The 14,876-nt window shown below is 70.1% G+C and carries 18 protein-coding genes and 1 pseudogene; 10 read left to right on the forward strand and 9 right to left on the reverse strand.

Annotation, left to right across the window (positions count from 1 at the left end; genetic code table 11):
• The first annotated feature begins 82 nt into the window (after window positions 1-82).
• Entirely contained in the window at window positions 83-529 is a 447-nt protein-coding gene (locus EXE45_RS05860; protein WP_092921349.1) for a type IV pilin, read from the forward strand.
• Window positions 530-581: 52 nt separating this feature from the next.
• On the opposite strand, the gene EXE45_RS05865 is transcribed toward EXE45_RS05860, so the two are convergent.
• Window positions 582-1,271 carry a methyltransferase domain-containing protein gene (locus EXE45_RS05865; protein WP_092920903.1) on the reverse strand — a complete coding sequence of 230 codons (690 nt, stop codon included), beginning with the start codon at window positions 1,269-1,271 and terminating at the stop codon, window positions 582-584.
• A 113-nt stretch (window positions 1,272-1,384) separates the two neighbouring features.
• Between EXE45_RS05865 and EXE45_RS05870 the strand changes: the two genes are divergently transcribed.
• A complete protein-coding gene (locus EXE45_RS05870) occupies window positions 1,385-2,305 on the forward strand; it encodes a DUF6663 family protein (RefSeq protein WP_137693789.1) in 921 nt (306 codons plus the stop codon).
• Between the two features lie 32 nt (window positions 2,306-2,337).
• Here the strand turns inward: EXE45_RS05870 and EXE45_RS05875 are convergent, their stop codons facing one another.
• Entirely contained in the window at window positions 2,338-3,312 is a 975-nt protein-coding gene (locus EXE45_RS05875) for a C-terminal binding protein (protein WP_137693790.1), read from the reverse strand.
• A 168-nt stretch (window positions 3,313-3,480) separates the two neighbouring features.
• Between EXE45_RS05875 and EXE45_RS05880 the strand changes: the two genes are divergently transcribed.
• On the forward strand, window positions 3,481-3,759 hold the full coding sequence (locus EXE45_RS05880; RefSeq protein WP_092921351.1) for a hypothetical protein: 279 nt from the start codon (window positions 3,481-3,483) through the stop codon (window positions 3,757-3,759).
• A 75-nt stretch (window positions 3,760-3,834) separates the two neighbouring features.
• Here EXE45_RS05880 and EXE45_RS05885 read toward each other — a convergent pair whose 3' ends face one another.
• Window positions 3,835-4,116 (reverse strand): helix-turn-helix domain-containing protein, encoded by a 282-nt coding sequence (locus EXE45_RS05885; protein WP_092920906.1) that lies wholly within the window; start codon window positions 4,114-4,116, stop codon window positions 3,835-3,837.
• Between the two features lie 295 nt (window positions 4,117-4,411).
• Here EXE45_RS05885 and EXE45_RS05890 point away from each other — a divergent pair, with 295 nt between their 5' ends.
• From EXE45_RS05890 to EXE45_RS05905, 4 genes are all read left to right on the forward strand, one after another.
• Complete coding sequence (locus EXE45_RS05890) at window positions 4,412-4,720, forward strand: hypothetical protein (RefSeq protein WP_092920907.1); 309 nt, start codon at window positions 4,412-4,414, stop codon at window positions 4,718-4,720.
• A 1-nt stretch (window position 4,721) separates the two neighbouring features.
• Window positions 4,722-6,542, forward strand: coding sequence for a ribosome biogenesis/translation initiation ATPase RLI (locus EXE45_RS05895; protein WP_137693791.1), 1,821 nt, complete (start codon window positions 4,722-4,724; stop codon window positions 6,540-6,542).
• A 96-nt stretch (window positions 6,543-6,638) separates the two neighbouring features.
• The gene (locus EXE45_RS05900; RefSeq protein WP_137693792.1) at window positions 6,639-7,382 is read left to right on the forward strand and encodes a creatininase family protein; all 744 of its coding nucleotides are present in this window, start codon (window positions 6,639-6,641) and stop codon (window positions 7,380-7,382) included.
• 65 nt (window positions 7,383-7,447) lie between these two features.
• Window positions 7,448-7,714 carry an HAH_0734 family protein gene (locus EXE45_RS05905; protein ID WP_092920910.1) on the forward strand — a complete coding sequence of 89 codons (267 nt, stop codon included), beginning with the start codon at window positions 7,448-7,450 and terminating at the stop codon, window positions 7,712-7,714.
• A gap of 27 nt (window positions 7,715-7,741) precedes the next feature.
• Here EXE45_RS05905 and EXE45_RS05910 read toward each other — a convergent pair whose 3' ends face one another.
• From EXE45_RS05910 to EXE45_RS05920, 3 genes and pseudogenes are all read right to left on the reverse strand, one after another.
• Window positions 7,742-8,371, reverse strand: coding sequence for an L-threonylcarbamoyladenylate synthase (locus EXE45_RS05910; protein ID WP_137693793.1), 630 nt, complete (start codon window positions 8,369-8,371; stop codon window positions 7,742-7,744).
• Window positions 8,372-8,443: 72 nt separating this feature from the next.
• Window positions 8,444-8,953 carry a redoxin domain-containing protein gene (locus EXE45_RS05915; protein ID WP_137693794.1) on the reverse strand — a complete coding sequence of 170 codons (510 nt, stop codon included), beginning with the start codon at window positions 8,951-8,953 and terminating at the stop codon, window positions 8,444-8,446.
• Window positions 8,954-9,068: 115 nt separating this feature from the next.
• Window positions 9,069-9,317 (reverse strand): annotated as a pseudogene (locus EXE45_RS05920) (glutaredoxin family protein); the annotation flags it as partial.
• A 166-nt stretch (window positions 9,318-9,483) separates the two neighbouring features.
• On the opposite strand from EXE45_RS05920, the gene EXE45_RS05925 reads away from it, so the two are divergent.
• On the forward strand, window positions 9,484-10,908 hold the full coding sequence (locus EXE45_RS05925; RefSeq protein ID WP_092920914.1) for a hemolysin family protein: 1,425 nt from the start codon (window positions 9,484-9,486) through the stop codon (window positions 10,906-10,908).
• 309 nt (window positions 10,909-11,217) lie between these two features.
• On the opposite strand, the gene EXE45_RS05930 is transcribed toward EXE45_RS05925, so the two are convergent.
• The gene (locus EXE45_RS05930; RefSeq protein WP_092920915.1) at window positions 11,218-11,949 is read right to left on the reverse strand and encodes a DUF5781 family protein; all 732 of its coding nucleotides are present in this window, start codon (window positions 11,947-11,949) and stop codon (window positions 11,218-11,220) included.
• A gap of 147 nt (window positions 11,950-12,096) precedes the next feature.
• Here EXE45_RS05930 and EXE45_RS05935 point away from each other — a divergent pair, with 147 nt between their 5' ends.
• Window positions 12,097-13,161, forward strand: a complete 1,065-nt coding sequence (locus EXE45_RS05935; protein ID WP_137693795.1) for a hypothetical protein — start codon at window positions 12,097-12,099, stop codon at window positions 13,159-13,161.
• Window positions 13,162-13,206: 45 nt separating this feature from the next.
• Here EXE45_RS05935 and EXE45_RS05940 read toward each other — a convergent pair whose 3' ends face one another.
• Both EXE45_RS05940 and EXE45_RS05945 read right to left on the reverse strand, forming a co-directional pair.
• On the reverse strand, window positions 13,207-13,926 hold the full coding sequence (locus EXE45_RS05940) for a queuosine precursor transporter (protein ID WP_137693796.1): 720 nt from the start codon (window positions 13,924-13,926) through the stop codon (window positions 13,207-13,209).
• Entirely contained in the window at window positions 13,919-14,134 is a 216-nt protein-coding gene (locus tag EXE45_RS05945) for a ribbon-helix-helix domain-containing protein (RefSeq protein WP_096393831.1), read from the reverse strand. Before EXE45_RS05945 ends, EXE45_RS05940 begins: the two co-directional genes overlap by 8 nt.
• Window positions 14,135-14,280: 146 nt before the next feature.
• Here EXE45_RS05945 and EXE45_RS05950 point away from each other — a divergent pair, with 146 nt between their 5' ends.
• Window positions 14,281-14,862, forward strand: coding sequence for a biotin transporter BioY (locus EXE45_RS05950; protein WP_092920919.1), 582 nt, complete (start codon window positions 14,281-14,283; stop codon window positions 14,860-14,862).
• The last annotated feature ends 14 nt before the right edge of the window (window positions 14,863-14,876 follow it).

Raw genomic sequence — 14,876 nt, forward strand, 5'->3', positions numbered from 1 at the left:
CGTCGACTGCGGGGTCGACCCTTTTAGGTAAAACCGACACAGTACCGCCGTGTCACTAGCTGTTCGTCGCGCCGATCGGGGGATTGCGCCGGTCGCGGGCGTGCTGTTGATCGCGATCACGGTCGTGTTGGCCGGCGGCGTCGCGACCGCCGCGCTCGGCGGTCCGAGTCCGACGGTACCGCCGTCGGCGGTGCTGTCGCTGTCGGCGACCGACGACCGGATCGCGATCGACCACCGCGGCGGCGACCCGATCGACGTCGCGGCCGTGACGATTCGCGTCAGCGTCGACGGCGAACCGCTCGACAGTCAGCCGCCCGTCCCGTTCTTCTCGGCCGCCGGCTTCCACCCCGGACCGACCGGTCCGTTCAACGCCGCCAGCGACGACACGTGGCGGGTCGGACAGACGGCGTCGTTCCGCGTCGCCGGGACCAACGACCCGACGCTCGCACCGGGGAAGACGGTCACGGTGAGGATCACGACCGACGGGCAGCCGGTCGCGACGCTGGAGACCTCCGTCGAAGCGGGGTGAGAACGCTCGCGGGCCGGACTCTCGATTCCGGCCGGGTCAGCCGCCGGTGCTCCTACTCGGCATCGACCGTCGAGGCGTCCGCGTCGGCGGCGGTCGACCCCGACTCGCCGTCCGTTCCGTCGCCGCCCGGGACCCGAGCGACGGTCGTGATCGCTCGCGGGCTCTGCGGCGTCGCCCGCTGGATGTGGTGTTCGAACTCCTCGTAGCCGGCCGCCTCGAACATCCGGTCGGCCTCGTCGGCGTCGTAGAACAGCATGATCGCGTCGGCCACCCGCTGGAGGACCGGGTTGTGCGGGTAGTCCGGACCGACGACGAGCACCTGCCCGCCGGGCACCGCGACGCGGCGGAGCTCGCGGAGCCCCTCGACGGGGTTGGGCCAGTACTCGATGGAGCCGGACGACCAGACGACGTCGAACGTGTCGTCGCGGAACGGGAGCCGCTCGGCGTCGCCGCGGTAGAAGTTCACCCGGTCGTGTCTCCCGAACTTCTCGAACGCCTTCTCCATCTGGTGGACGCTCTGGTCGAGGCCGTGAACGTCGTCGGCGTGTTCGAGCAGCCCCTCCGTGCCGAACCCGGTGCCGCAGCCGACGTCGAGCACCTTCGGGTCGTCGCCGAACTCCAGCCACGAGAGCGCCTCGGCGCGCATCTCCTCGGTCCAGTTGAAGCGGTTGACCCGGTCGTACACCTTCGAGAGGTACTTGTAGAAGATCCGGGCGTTGGACTTGTTTTCGAGGATCCCCATTTACCGGTTCCTTGGGTCGCCCGCCCCATAACGACACGGATCCGCGGGCGGTTCGGAGCGCTCCGACGCGCCGCTTCCGACCGGCTTTTCAGCCCGCCGCCCCACCGACGGGTATGGACCCGACGACGAGCGGCCGGTTCCGCGTCCACGACCGCCGCCGGCGGCCGGACATCGACGACGACACGGACGCGACCGCCGATTCCGCTGCGGTCGACGACGGCGGCGCTGCGGCCGCCGACTCCGCCCCGAGTGCCGCGGACCCCACCTCGGCCGCCGCCGACTCCGACGGCACCGCCGATGAGTTCGTCCTCGTCGAACTCGCGGACGGGCCGGTCGACCCGACCGATCCCGACGCCGCGGACCGATACGACCCCCTCTACGCCACCGCGGAGGGGTACGAGGGAGACCTCGCGGACGCCGTCGACGCGCTCCGCCCCGGCTTCGTCGTCGACGCGACGCTGGCGTGGACCGACGGCTCCGCCCGCTTCCGCGAGGTCGAGGTCGTCCGCGAGACGCGGTTCCGCTTCGCGGACGCCGTCGAAGGGATGTTCGAGGCGGCCGTCGAGACGTGGCGACAGATCCGCGCCGAGGGCGAGCCCGTCGGCTCGATCACGACCCGCTCGAACGACGGCGACCCCAACGGCGCGCTGTACCTCTTCGCCGACGCGCCCGGCGGCGACACCTTCGACGAGGTCCGCACGGGGCGGCTCCCGATCGAACCGCTCGTCGCCCGCGTGAACGATTCCCGAGACGACGACGACCCGCGAGAGGTGTTCGTGTTACGCCCCGCGGACCACGAGTTCGTCGCCGTCTACGTCGTCTTCGACCGCGACGGCGTCCTCGCGCAGACGGTCCGAGACACGTACGACCTCGGCCCCGGCCTCGCGGCGGGACTCGACGCGAGCTACCCGGGCGGCGGTGACGGCGACCCCCTCGTCTCCGACGGTTCGGACGGCCCGGGAGAGGGCGACGAGTTGGACGGGGACGACGAGTTGGACGGGGACGACGATTTCGACGCGCTCGACCGGCTGTAGCCCGTCTCGTCGTCCCGCGACGCGCCGCCGCGCTACAACCAGTCGGCGTCCGGGTCGACCCGGCCGTCCGGCGTCTCGCCGTTGAGAACGGCCGCCACGTCGGCCGCGCCGCTTCGGTTCAGGTCGTCTCTCGCCTCCTCGCTGTACCACGCCGCGTGCGGCGTGACGACCGTGTCGTCGCGGCAGACGAGCGGGTCGCCTTCGGGCGGCTCCTCGGCGAGGACGTCGAGGCCGGCGGCCTTTATCTCGTCCGCCGCCAGCGCGTCGAGCAGCGCGTCGGCGTCGACGACCGGGCCGCGGCTCACGTTGACGACGACCGAGTCCTCGCTCAGCCGCGCCAACGCGTCGGCGTCCACGAGTCCCCGCGTCGCGTCCGTCAGGGGCGCGTAGACGCCGACGTGGTCGGCGCGGTCGAACAGCGTCTCGAAGCCGACCTTCTCGACACCGTATTCGGCCATTTCGTCGCCGTCGACGAAGGGATCGTACGCGACGAGGTCGGCGTCGAACCCCGAGAGCTGCTCGGCCGCGCGCCGCGCGATGGGGCCGAACGAGAGCAGTCCGATCGTCGACGCGCTCACGCGTCGGATCGGGCGACCGGTCTCCCAGCTCCACCCGCCGCCGGCGACGGCGTCGTCGTACGGTTTCAACGAGCGGAGGCAGACGAAGAGCAGCGAGACGGAGTGGGTCGCCACCTCGTCGGTACAGTAGTCGGGGACGCGAGTGACGGTGACGCCGCGCTCCGCGGCCGCCGCGACGTCGACGTTGTCGACGCCGACGGCCGAGCGAACGACGACCCGGAGGTCCGTGGCGTCGAGGGCTTCCTCGGTGACGGGCGTGTTGATGTCGGTGACGACCGCGTCGGCGCCGGTCGCCGCCTCGATCAGCCGCTCGGTCGACCCCAGCTCCGCGACCTCGACGTCGACCGGCTCGTCGATCGCGTCGGCCAGGACCTCGCGGTACGTCTCCGGGTCTATCATCGGGAACGCCGACAGCACGACTCTGGGCATACGTCCTCCTTCTCCGTCGCTCCACTTGACGGCTGTCACTGACGCTGTCAGGCCCTCGTACGTCCGTTTCGATCGTGATAGATGTCGTTCCGCGCGTCGCGTTCCGATGGCTCTTTGCGGTCGCCGGCCGTACGCGTCTCCGTGAGCGACGAGCGTTCGAAACCCCCGATGCTGGTCCTGTTGGAGTCGCTGTCGTTTTACCGCAACGTTCGGATCGGGGCGGCGGTCGGCGCGCTGCTCGCGGTCCTGTTGTACCTCGTCAGGACCCTGGAGCTGCTCGGGCCGGTGATCGACACGCGCGAGTACCCCCTGTTCGGACCGGACGTCTGGTTCCTCCTGTTGGCGTTCGTGCTGGCGGCCACGTCGGCGCTGTCGGTCGCCGTCGGCCTCACGGTCGTGACGGCGGCCCGCGGTGCTCGCGGAGACGGGGCGGAGCGCCCCGAGTGACGGATAGGCGGCGCTCGGCGTCGTCGGTACGGGCGGCCGAAAGCGGAAGCCGTCCGGACGACCGGCGGCCGAGCCTCAGTCGGCGGTACAGGAGGCTTCGCTCTCGTCGGCCGTGAACTCCTGTGCCGGCTCCGTGAGCTTGTAGAGGTTCTGCCTGGCGTCCGCGAAGTAGACGTCCTCGTCGACGACGTCGATCCCCTCGAGCCGTTCGAGCGCGTATCGGACGGTGCGTGCCGACAGCATCGACTCCTGGACGATCCCCTTCTGGGTCAGCGGTCCGTTGTACTCGAGCACCTTGAAGACCAGTTTGGCGCTCGGCGGGAGGTCGTCGAGGCCCTCCGTTTGGGTTGCTTCCATCGTTACGAATCGAAACCGCACACGCTCATAAATGTTGATGGAGTATTCCCGCTAGAACGCCGTTTACCGGATGTATATTCCGCATCTGACGACGAAATCCGCCCAAAGGCGGCAAAAAAATCCCCTTTTACCCCGCTGGACTGACTAGTCAGTCAGCGATTTCGCTCGCGCGCGCTCCGACGGCGACGTTCGTCGCGTCGGATCGACGAGGGGTGCCGGCTCTCCGAGGCGGTCCCCCCTCGCACCCGACGGCCGGAACGAACGGCTTTTCACGGGCGCTCGCGGATCCGAACGCATGAGCGACGACTCGGGCCTGTCCGACCACGCGCGCGGCGTGGTCGTCACGACAATCTGCTGTCTCGCCGGGATCGCGGCCGGCGTCGTCTCGGCCGTCTACGTCGGCACCGATCCGGCGTCCGCCGCGAGCACCACCGCGGTGTTCGTGCTGGGCGCGTTCGTCATCGTCCAGTACCCGGTGTACAAGGCGATCGGCGTCGGCGACCTCGGGATCAAGGACAACCTCTACGTGGCGTTCCTCACGTTCACCCTCTGGTTTATCAGCTACACCGTCCTGCTGACGTCCGCCGTCGACCTGGGGGTCTGAGATGGCCGACGACAGCATCGCGGTCGTGGACCTCGAGCGGTGCCAGCCCGACCGCTGTAACTACGAGTGTATGAAGGACTGCCCGCCGAACCGGACGGGCAAGGAGTGTATCACGGAGCGGGGGGAGGACGCCGAGGAGGGCGACCCCGACCAGATCCACATCTCCGAGGAGATCTGCTTGGGCGAGACGTGTGGCATCTGTGTCAACTCCTGTCCCTTCGACGCGATCGAGATCATCAACCTCCCCTCCGAACTCGACGACGACCCGGTCCACCGCTACGGCGACAACGCCTTCTCGCTGTACGGCCTCCCGACGCCGGAGCCGGGCAGCGTCACCGGCATCCTCGGGCCGAACGGGATCGGGAAATCGACCGCGGTCCACGCGCTCGCCGGCGAGACGGTCCCGAACCTCGGTGACCACACCGCCGACGGCGACTGGGAGCGCGTCCTCGATCGCTTCCGCGGCACCGGCCTCCAGAACTACCTCGAATCGCTGAAGGCGGGCGACGTGACCGTCGCGCGCAAGCCCCAGTACGTCGACCAGATCCCGAACCAGTTCGACGGTAACACCCGCGAGCTGCTGGAGCGGACGGACGAGCGCGGCGCGCTCGACGACCTCGTCGACCGGCTCAACATCCGGCCGGTGATGGACCAGGACATCGACTCCATCTCCGGCGGCGAGCTCCAGCGCGTCGCCATCGCGGCGTGCCTCGCCCGCGACGCCGACTTCTACTTCCTCGACGAGATCACCCCGTACCTCGACATCGGCCAGCGGATGACCGTCGCGCGGCTCATCCGCGAGCTCGCTGACGACGACGCCGCCGACCGGTCGATGCTCGTCGTCGAACACGACCTCGCCATCCTCGACCTGCTGGCGGACACCCTCCACGTCGCGTACGGGGAGCCGGGCGCCTACGGGGTCATCACCGACCCGAAGTCCGTCCGGAAGGGCATCAACGAGTACCTGAAGGGGTACCTCGACAACGAGAACATGCGGATCCGGCCGTCGGCGATCACCTTCGAGGAGCACGCGCCGCGGGTCGCCTCGCGGAGCCAGACGCTGATCGAGTACCCCGACCTCCGGAAGTCGTACGGCGACGGCGAGTTCGAGCTCCGCGTCGAGGGCGGCGAGATCAACCGCTCCGAGGTGCTCGGCGTCGTCGGTCCGAACGGGATCGGGAAGTCGACGCTCGCGCAGCTGTTCACGGGTGACCTGGAGCCGGACGAGGGCGCGCTCGACTTCGCGCTCGACATCTCCTACAAGCCGCAGTACATCGACATCGACCAGCACATGCGGGTCGACGCGTTCCTCTCTTCGATCACCGACGAGTTCGGCACCTCGTACTGGAACACGGAGATCGCCCAGCCCCTCCAGCTGGAGCGCGTGATGGAACAGAACCTCTCGGACCTCTCGGGCGGAGAGCGCCAGCGCGTCGCCATCGCGGCGTGCCTCTCCGACGACGCCGACCTCTACCTGCTCGACGAGCCCTCCGCGCACCTCGACGTGGAACAGCGCGTGCGGGCGACGACCGCGATCCGCCGGTACGCCGAGAACCACGACGCGACGGTGATGGTGATCGACCACGACATCTACATGATCGACCTCCTCGCGGACCGCCTGATGGTGTTCGACGGCGAGCCGGCCGAGCGCGGGCGCGCCGCGCCGCCGCAGGACATGCGCGACGGGATGAACGAGTTCCTCGCCGACCTGGAGATCACCTTCCGGCGCGACGAGCGCACCGGGCGCCCCCGGATCAACAAGCCGGGGTCGCAGCTCGACAGCCAGCAGAAGCGCGACGGCGAGTACTACTACTCCTCCTGAGCCGGCTTCCGGTCCGGCCTCCGCCCCCTCCCCGGCGGTCTCCTCCGCCTCGCCGCTACCCCGAGCTTTTCCTCGCCCGCCGCCGGACGCCCCGCCATGCCAGAGACGGACGCCGACCTGTTCGGCATGACCTGGGAGGACGCCGGAGACGCGATCGACGGCGCCGACTTCGCGGTCCTCCCGACCGGTAGCACCGAGCAGCACGGCCCGCACCTCCCGGTGTCGACCGACACGCTCCGCGCGGACCACCTCACCGCCGAGCTGGTCGACGCGGCCGACGAGTTCGACCTCGACCTGTTGCGGCTCCCGACGCTGCCGTACGGCCAGTCGGAACACCACATGCGGTTCCCGGGGACCGTCACCCTCTCGACGGAGACGTACGTCGACGTGGTCCGCGAGATCGGCGAGTCGGTCGCCGAACACGGCGTCGACCGACTGCTGATCGTGAACTGCCACGGCGGGAACCGGGAGCCCCTGTCGATCGCCGCCGACCGGCTCGGCCGCGACACCGATCTCACGGTCCATTTCGTCCACTGGACCGACTTCGCGGAGGAGGACCTCGAGGAGGCGTACGGCGAGGGATGGGGACACGCCGGCGACCACGAGACGAGCTTCGTCGAGCTGTACCGCCCGGACCTCGTGCGGTCGGAGAAAAAGGAGCCGCAGGAGGCGGACGAGATGCCCCGAACGCGGAGCTACGAGTACTTCGACGAGGTGACTGAACTGGGCGGGCTCGGCGACCCGACGAACAGCGACCCGGACGCGCTCGAACCGATCGTCGTCGCGACGACCCGGGAGATCCTCGGCGCGCTCGTCGAGGACTTAGACGCGGGCTGGTGAGGGCGCCCCGCGATCCGATCCGCGGTATCGAAGCGATTAAGCCCGGAACACGCGAACCCCGGCACATGCAACACCTCATCATCCGCGGCGACCCCGACATACGGAAGGACGCGGTGATCGAGCACGACGGCGAGGAGCTGGTCTGTTTCGGCATCAACGTTCAGGGCGGCTGGCACGGCCCGGACGAACCGCAGCTCTGGTGTACGGTCGGCACCGAAGACGAGCGCGAGGCCTACGACAAACGCGAGTACGTCCCCCACTGGCTCGACGTCGAGACGGTCGACGCCGAGGACCTCGACGTGATCAAAGCGAAGGGCGACCTCTCCGTTTAACGCCGCGACCGGTCTTTTCGAACCTTCCTACCCGTCCACCGGCGGGTCCGCAAGCCACGCCTCGATGGCGCCGGCCATCGCGCCGCGCCGGTGGATAGTCCCCGAGTCGGGGTCGACGACCGTGCTCTCCGTGCCGGGCGCCTCCCCGCCGTCGATCACGGCGGCGACTCCCTCGCGGATCCGGTCGCTGAGTTCGCTCGGGTCCGTGACGCTGCCGGTGCCGGAGACGTTGGCGCTCGTCGCGGTGAGCGGACCGGTCTCGCTCAGGAGCGCCCGCGCGAGGTCGTGGTCCGGCACGCGGATCCCGACGCGGTCGCGGCCGGCGGTGAGCGCGTCCGGCACCCGATCGCCGCGCTCGACGACGACGGTCACCGGCCCCGGGAGGAACGCGCGGGCGAAGGCGACGGTCAGCTCCGTCGGTCGAGTGTAGCGGAGCGCGGCGTCGACGCTCGCGACGCCGAGCGAGAGGGGTTTCGACCGGTCGCGGCCCTTCAGGTCGAAGACGCGTTCGACGGCGTCGGAATCGAGCGCGTCGGCGCCGAGCCCGTACACCGTCTCGGTCGGATAGACCACGGGGTCGCCGCGCTCGACGGCGGCGGCCGCCGCGCGCAGCTCGTCGGATCGGTCCGGCCGGTCGTCGCTCGTGTCGGCGGTCACGCGCGTTCGTTCGGCGCCGAGTTGAAAAAGGGTGACGAGTGTGTGCGCGTCAATCGGTGAGCCCGACTCCGCTCAGTCGACGAGGTCCGCGACCGCGTCGTCGATCGCCTCGGCGTCGGGGAACTCGGGGTGTTCGCTCGCGACCCACGCGTGTTCGACGGTGCGGTCGGCGTCGAGGAGGAACACGGCCGGCCGGCTCTCCGTGATCCCGGTCATCCCGTCGATGTCCTGTGCGAGGCCGTACTCCTCGATCACGTCCGCGCCCGGGTCGGAGAAGATCCGGACGCCGTCGCCGCGGTCGGCGAGCAGGCGCTTGTGGGCGTACGGCGTCGAGATCGAGACGCCGAGCACGTCGACGTCGTCGCTCCACCCGTGGTCGTCGACCGTGTTGTAGAGGTACGTCCCCTGGAAGGCGCCGTCCATCGGGTGGAACAGCAGGAGCGTCGGCCCGTCGACGACGTCGGCCAGCGCGCGGTCCTCCCAGTACTCTCCGTTCACCAGGGGGCGGGTGAAGTCTGGCGCCGTGTCGCCCTCGGCGACGTGGTCGGTCTCGGGCAGGGAGACGACGTCGAAGTCGGGCATCTCAGGCACCTCCCTCGGCGTCGACTGCGCGGCCCCCGTCGGTCGCCGCGTCGTCGACTGCGCGGCCCCCGTCGGTCGCCGCGTCGTCGACTGCGCGGCCCCCGTCGGTCGCCGCGTCGCCGTACGTTCCCTTCAGGTACTCGACGATGTTCGCGCTCTCGGACATGGTGACGCCGGTCTCCCGGTCGACGATCGCCGGCACGCTCCGGGCGCCGGAGACGCGCTTGACGACGTTGCGCTCGGAGTGCATCGGTTCGACGTACCGGGAGCGGTACTCGAGGTCCAGTTCGTTCAGCGTCCGGACCACGCGCTCGCAGTACGGGCACGCCTGAAGCCGGTACAGGGTGATCTGTGGCTCGCTCATACGTCTCGATTCGCCCGCGAGACGGGTAATCGTGTCGGCAGCGGCACCCTCGAACGCGGCGCGTCCGGGCGACCGTCGGAACGCGCCGCTCGGCGACCGCGAAGGGACGCGCCGCGGGTACTCGAAGGGAACGCTTTAATCGCGGGCCGACGGAAGACAAACGAACATGGGCTTGTCGTCTACTGCGCCGCTGGTCGACGTCCTCCAGGTACCGATGCCGGGTGACAGGGTCATCACCCTCCTCGGCGTCGTCGCGATCCTGCTTTTAGTCGGGCTCTCGGCGTTCTTCTCCTCGTCCGAGATCGCGATGTTCTCGCTGCCGCAACACCGCATCGACAGCCTCGTCGACGAGGGGGTGACGGGCGCGAAGACGATCAGCGACATGAAACAGAACCCCCACCGCCTGCTGGTGACGATCCTCGTCGGCAACAACATCGTCAACGTGGCGATGACCTCCATCGCCACCGCGCTGTTCGGGATCTACCTCTCCCGCGGCCAGTCGGTGCTGGCGACGACGTTCGGCATCACGACGCTCGTACTGATCTTCGGGGAGAGCGCGCCCAAGTCGTACGCCGTCGAGCACACCGAGTCGTGGGCGCTCCGGATCGCTCGCCCGCTGAAGGCCTCCGAGTACGCGCTGTACCCGCTCGTCGTCCTCTTCGATTACATCGTGAAGGGCGTCAACGCGGTCATCGGCGGCTCGGCGGCGATCGAGTCGACGTACGTCACCCGCGACGAGATCCAGAACATCATCGAGACGGGCGAGCGCGAAGGGGTCATCGAAGAGGAGGAGCGGGAGATGCTCGACCGCATCTTCCGGTTCAACAACACCATCGCCAAGGAGGTGATGACGCCGCGACTGGACGTCACGGCGGTCGCGAAGGAGGACTCCGTCGAGGAGGCGATCGAGACGTGTATCCAGGCCGACCACGAGCGCGTCCCCGTCTACGAGGGGAACCTCGACAACATCATCGGGGTAGTCACCGTGCGCGACCTGGTCCGCGAACTCCGCTACTCCGAGGGGACGCCCTCCTTAGAGCGGGTGGTCAAGCCCACCCTCCACGTCCCCGAGTCGAAGAACGCTGACGAGCTGCTCGCGGAGATGCAGGACAACCGCCTCCAGATGGTGACGGTGATCGACGAGTTCGGCACCACCGAGGGGATCATCACCCTCGAAGACATGGTCGAGGAGATCGTCGGCGAAATCTTAGAGGGCGACGAGGAGGCGCCGGTGGAGTTCGTCGACGACAACGTCGCCGTCGTTCAAGGCGAGGTGAACATCGACGAGGTCAACGAGATCCTCGGGATCGACCTCCCCGAGGGCGAGGAGTTCGAGACGCTCGCCGGCTTCGTGTTCAACCGCGCCGGGCGCCTCGTCGAGGAGGGGGAGGAGATCGAGTTCGACCAGATCCGGATCCGCATCGAGCGCGTCGACAACACCCGGATCATGTCCGCTCGCGTCACCGTCCTCGACGGCGTCGGCGCGGCGGACGACTCGAGCGCTCCGGTGGAGTCGGTCGATTCGACCGACGAGGGCGGCTCCGTCGAGGCGGACGGCGACGGCGCCCCGGCCCGGAACGACGTGGAATAGGACGCGGAACACGACGTTTTTGAGGCGGAGCGATCGTTCATAAATTCTGACGGCGGATCGGCTACGGACCCTTCGGGTCCCGCACCGCACGGCACCTCACGCCTCCCCAGCCTCGTCGCTGGCGCCGCCGGCGCCAGCGACTCCCTCGCGCGTGCTCCTCGCGCCCGCTGGGCGCTCGGAGGCACGCGCCACCGCGTGATTCCTACCGGATAGTCGCAATCGGGTAGTTCGGCCGCCCGCGAGCCGCTCCGCAGCCCGACCGTTCGTGTGTCCGTGAGCCGGTTCGTGTCCGTGAGCCGCGTTCCGGTTTCAGACGGCGTACGCGCGGGCGGCCGCGACGAGCGCCTTCCGGTAGTCGCTCTCGGAGGGGTCGTGGCCGAGGTCGAGGAATCGCCCTTTGAACGCGTCGACGTCGACGGCGTCGGTGTCGCTGCCGGCGGCGCGCGCGAGGTCGTAGATGCGGTGGTCGGGGCCGGCGATGTCGTGTCGCTCGATCAGCGCGAGCGCGAACGCGGCGTTGACGGCCGTGATCTCGGGGTCGGCGCCGGCCGTCACCGGCGGCGATCCGGTGCGCGACACGTCGGGCCGGTCCGCGACCGCGGCCGCCAGCGTCGACTCGAGGAACCCGAGGAGCTTGTCCGCGGGCGCCACCGAGAGCGTGATGTCGTCGGCGTAGATGTCCTTCATGTGGTTCGCGATCTGGTAGCAGTGCGCGAGCTTCCGGCGCTCGACCTCCTCGCCGGAGAGGCCCAGGTACAGCGCCTCCTCCGTCGACTGGAGGTGAGAGGGGTGGCCCTCCTCGTAGCGCGCCATATGCGCGAACTCGTGGATCGCCAGCTCGCGCGCCATCGCGCTGGTGGCGGCCCGTCGGGAGACGTTCAGGACGTGGTGGTCGTCGTAGTGGCCGGCCCAGGTCCGCTCGTCGGGGTCCTCGCGGACCACCACGCGGACCGGCGCCTCCACGGAGTGTTCGGTCTCGAAGAGGTCCGCGGCGCCGAGGAACGGATCGGGGGGAACGTCTCCCTGGACGCGAAGATCCATGCGTACAGTTCGCACGGGGGGAGGCGGTAAGTCTCTTGCGCTCGTGGAACCCCGTCCGCCGACGCGCCGGGGGCTCGGCGTGCCGCTGTCCCGAGACCCCCGCCGAACCGGCGTACGCTTTTGAGCCTCCTGTCCGAACTCCGACCCATGCGAATCTACGCGGCCTACGACGACGGGCTCCGGATCGTCGACCCCGAGACCGGCTCGGTCGAGACGCGCCTGTCCGGCCAGCGGGTCGAGTGCCTCTCCGTCGCGAGTCCGGGTCCCGCCGACGAGGCGGGGACGCTCGGGGACTCGTCCCCGCGCGTCCTCGCGGGGACGTTCGATGCGGGGCTGTTCCGCTCCGTCGACGGCGGGAACCGGTTCGCCCGCACCGCCGACTCGATGCTGGGACCCGAGGGCTCCGGACCGGACGCGGTGACCGCGGTCGCGACGAGCCCGCACGACTCCGGGATCGTCTGGATCGGCACGGAGCCCTCGCGAGCGTACCGCTCCGCGGACGGCGGGGAGACGGCGGAGCGGGTCGGCGGGCTGCCCGACCTCCCGTCGGCGCGCGAGTGGTCGTTCCCGCCGCGGCCCGACACGCATCACGTGCGGTGGATCGAGCCCTCTCCGGCCGACCCGGAGCGGTGGCTCTTCGGCATCGAGGCGGGCGCGCTCGCCGTGACGCCCGACGGCGGCGAGACGTGGACCGACCGCCCGCCGGGGTCGCGCCGCGACACTCACGCGATGGCGACGCACCCGGACGCGCCCGACCGCGTCTACGCCGCCGCCGGCGACGGCTTCGCGGAGAGCGGCGACCGCGGCGACTCGTGGCGCGTCCGCGACGCCGGCCTCGATCACGGCTACGTCTGGGGGCTCGCGGTCGACCCCGGCGACCCGAACACCGCCCTGGTCAGCGCGGCCGCGAGCGCGACCGCCGCCCACCGCCGCGGCGAGGCGTACCTGTACCGCTATCGTCGCGATGCGGAGGGTGAGGTTGCGACGACGGGGCCGGGAGGCGACGCGGGCGCGTTCGAGCGCCTCGACGACCGCGGGGTCCCGACGGGCGAGGGGACGTACCGGGCGGTGTTGGCGGCCGGGCGATCACCCGGGGAGGTCTGGGCGCTCTCGAACCGGGGGCTCTTCGTCACCCGCGACGCGGGCGACTCCTTCGAACGGGTTCCGGTCGACCTCCCCGACAGCCCGGGACGAGCGCTGGCGGTCGCCTGAGCGCTGTGAGAGCGGGACGGACGAACCTGAACGCGGTCGGCCCGGTCAGTCCCGGACCGCGCCGACGACGAGGTAGACGACCGGCGTGTCGAGGACGGCGATCGCGAGCTTCAGCAGGTACTGGCCCACTCCGAGCGCGAGCAGCACGCTTCCCGGGAGCGGGTTCCCGACGCCGAGCAGGAGCGGCGCGGCGTAGAAGGCGACGCCGACGAAGATGGCGGTGTCTATCGCCTGGCTCGTGGCGGTCGAGCCGATGTTGCGGAGCCACAGCATCCCCTCGCCCGTGCGGTCGCGGATCGCGTGGAAAACGAACACGTCCCAGTTCTGGCTGACGACGTACGCCAGCAGGCTGCCGGCGACGACGTTCGTCGCCGGGCCGAGCGCGGTCTGGAAGGCGGCCGATATCCCGGGGTCGTTCCCGGGCGCCGCGAGCGTCGACCACACCAGCGCCAACACGAGGAAGTTCGCGAGGAACGCGACGTTGACGACCACCTGCGTCGCTCGCCGCCCGTACAGCTCGGCGTAGCAGTCCGACGCGAGGAACGTGAGCGCGTACGCGAGCGCGGCGCCCGGCAGCAGGATCTCCGTCCCGACGATCGGGAGTGCGAACGGCAGCGGCAGCGCGAGCACCTTCGCGGCGGTGACCTGTGCGGTCGCGAGCGCGACCGTGAACAAGGTGATCAGCGCCACCGCCGCGACCGCCGACCGGTCAAGCGGGTCGGCCCGGAAGGGACTGTTCTCGCTGCCCGCGGTCCGGCTACTCATCGGTCTCCTCCGCCGCTCCGGCCGCGGTCGACGCGGAATCTCCGTCGAGGCGGTCGTGTCGGGCGTCGATCTCGTCGAGCAGGTCGAGGTTCTTCCGGATCGACGCGCGCACCGCGTCGCTGCGGTTCACGAACTTCCCGTCGTCGCCGACGTGCTCGTCGAGGTCGGCGAGCAGCTCCGCCGGAATCTCGACGCTTATCTTGGGCATACTCGCGTCGTGGACGCCGGCCGGGCATGAACGTTATTATCCGAGGATTATCGAGGGGGCCTCTCGGTGCTCGAACTCGGATTCGGCCGAGCCGCTCCAAACTCGTAAACCGCTACGTTAAAGTGAGTTTACGAGTCCGTTCGGGTATGGCAACGAACACGGAGTCCGTCGACCTCGTCGGCGACGAGGCGGCGACGAACCTCGCGCGCGCCGCGCTGTTCGCGGCGCTCGTCGGCGCGTTCGCGTACGTCACGTTCCCGAACCCGGTCTCGCCGGTGGACGTGACCCTTCAGGTGCTCGGCGTCTTCCTCGCGGGGATCTTCCTCGGTCCGGTGTGGGGCGGCGCGTCGCTCGTGCTCTACCTCGCGGCCGGGGCGCTCGGCGCGCCCGTCTTCGAGGGCGGGTCGGCCGGCGTCGGCGCCCTCGTCGGGCAGACGGCCGGCTACCTCTGGTCGTACCCGATCGCCGCGGCGGTCGTCGGCGCGGTCGTCCACCGCGGCGCGGCGCTGCGCGACCTCCGTTCCGTCGGCCTCCCGTCGCTCGTCGGCGCGATGGTCCTCGGCACCGTCGTCATCTACGGGTTCGGCGTCGCCGGCCTGGCGATCGTCCTCTCGCTCGGCCCGGTCGAGGCGATCGCCGTCGGCGCCGTCGCGTTCCTCCCGGCCGAGGCCCTGAAGATCGCCGCCGCCGTCGGCGTCGTCAGGTCCGACGCGATCGCCGCGGCGTGAGGCGACCGTGAGCG

The sequence above is a fragment of the Halorubrum sp. SP9 genome, assembly GCF_005435015.1.
In the GTDB taxonomy this organism is placed as follows: domain Archaea; phylum Halobacteriota; class Halobacteria; order Halobacteriales; family Haloferacaceae; genus Halorubrum; species Halorubrum sodomense.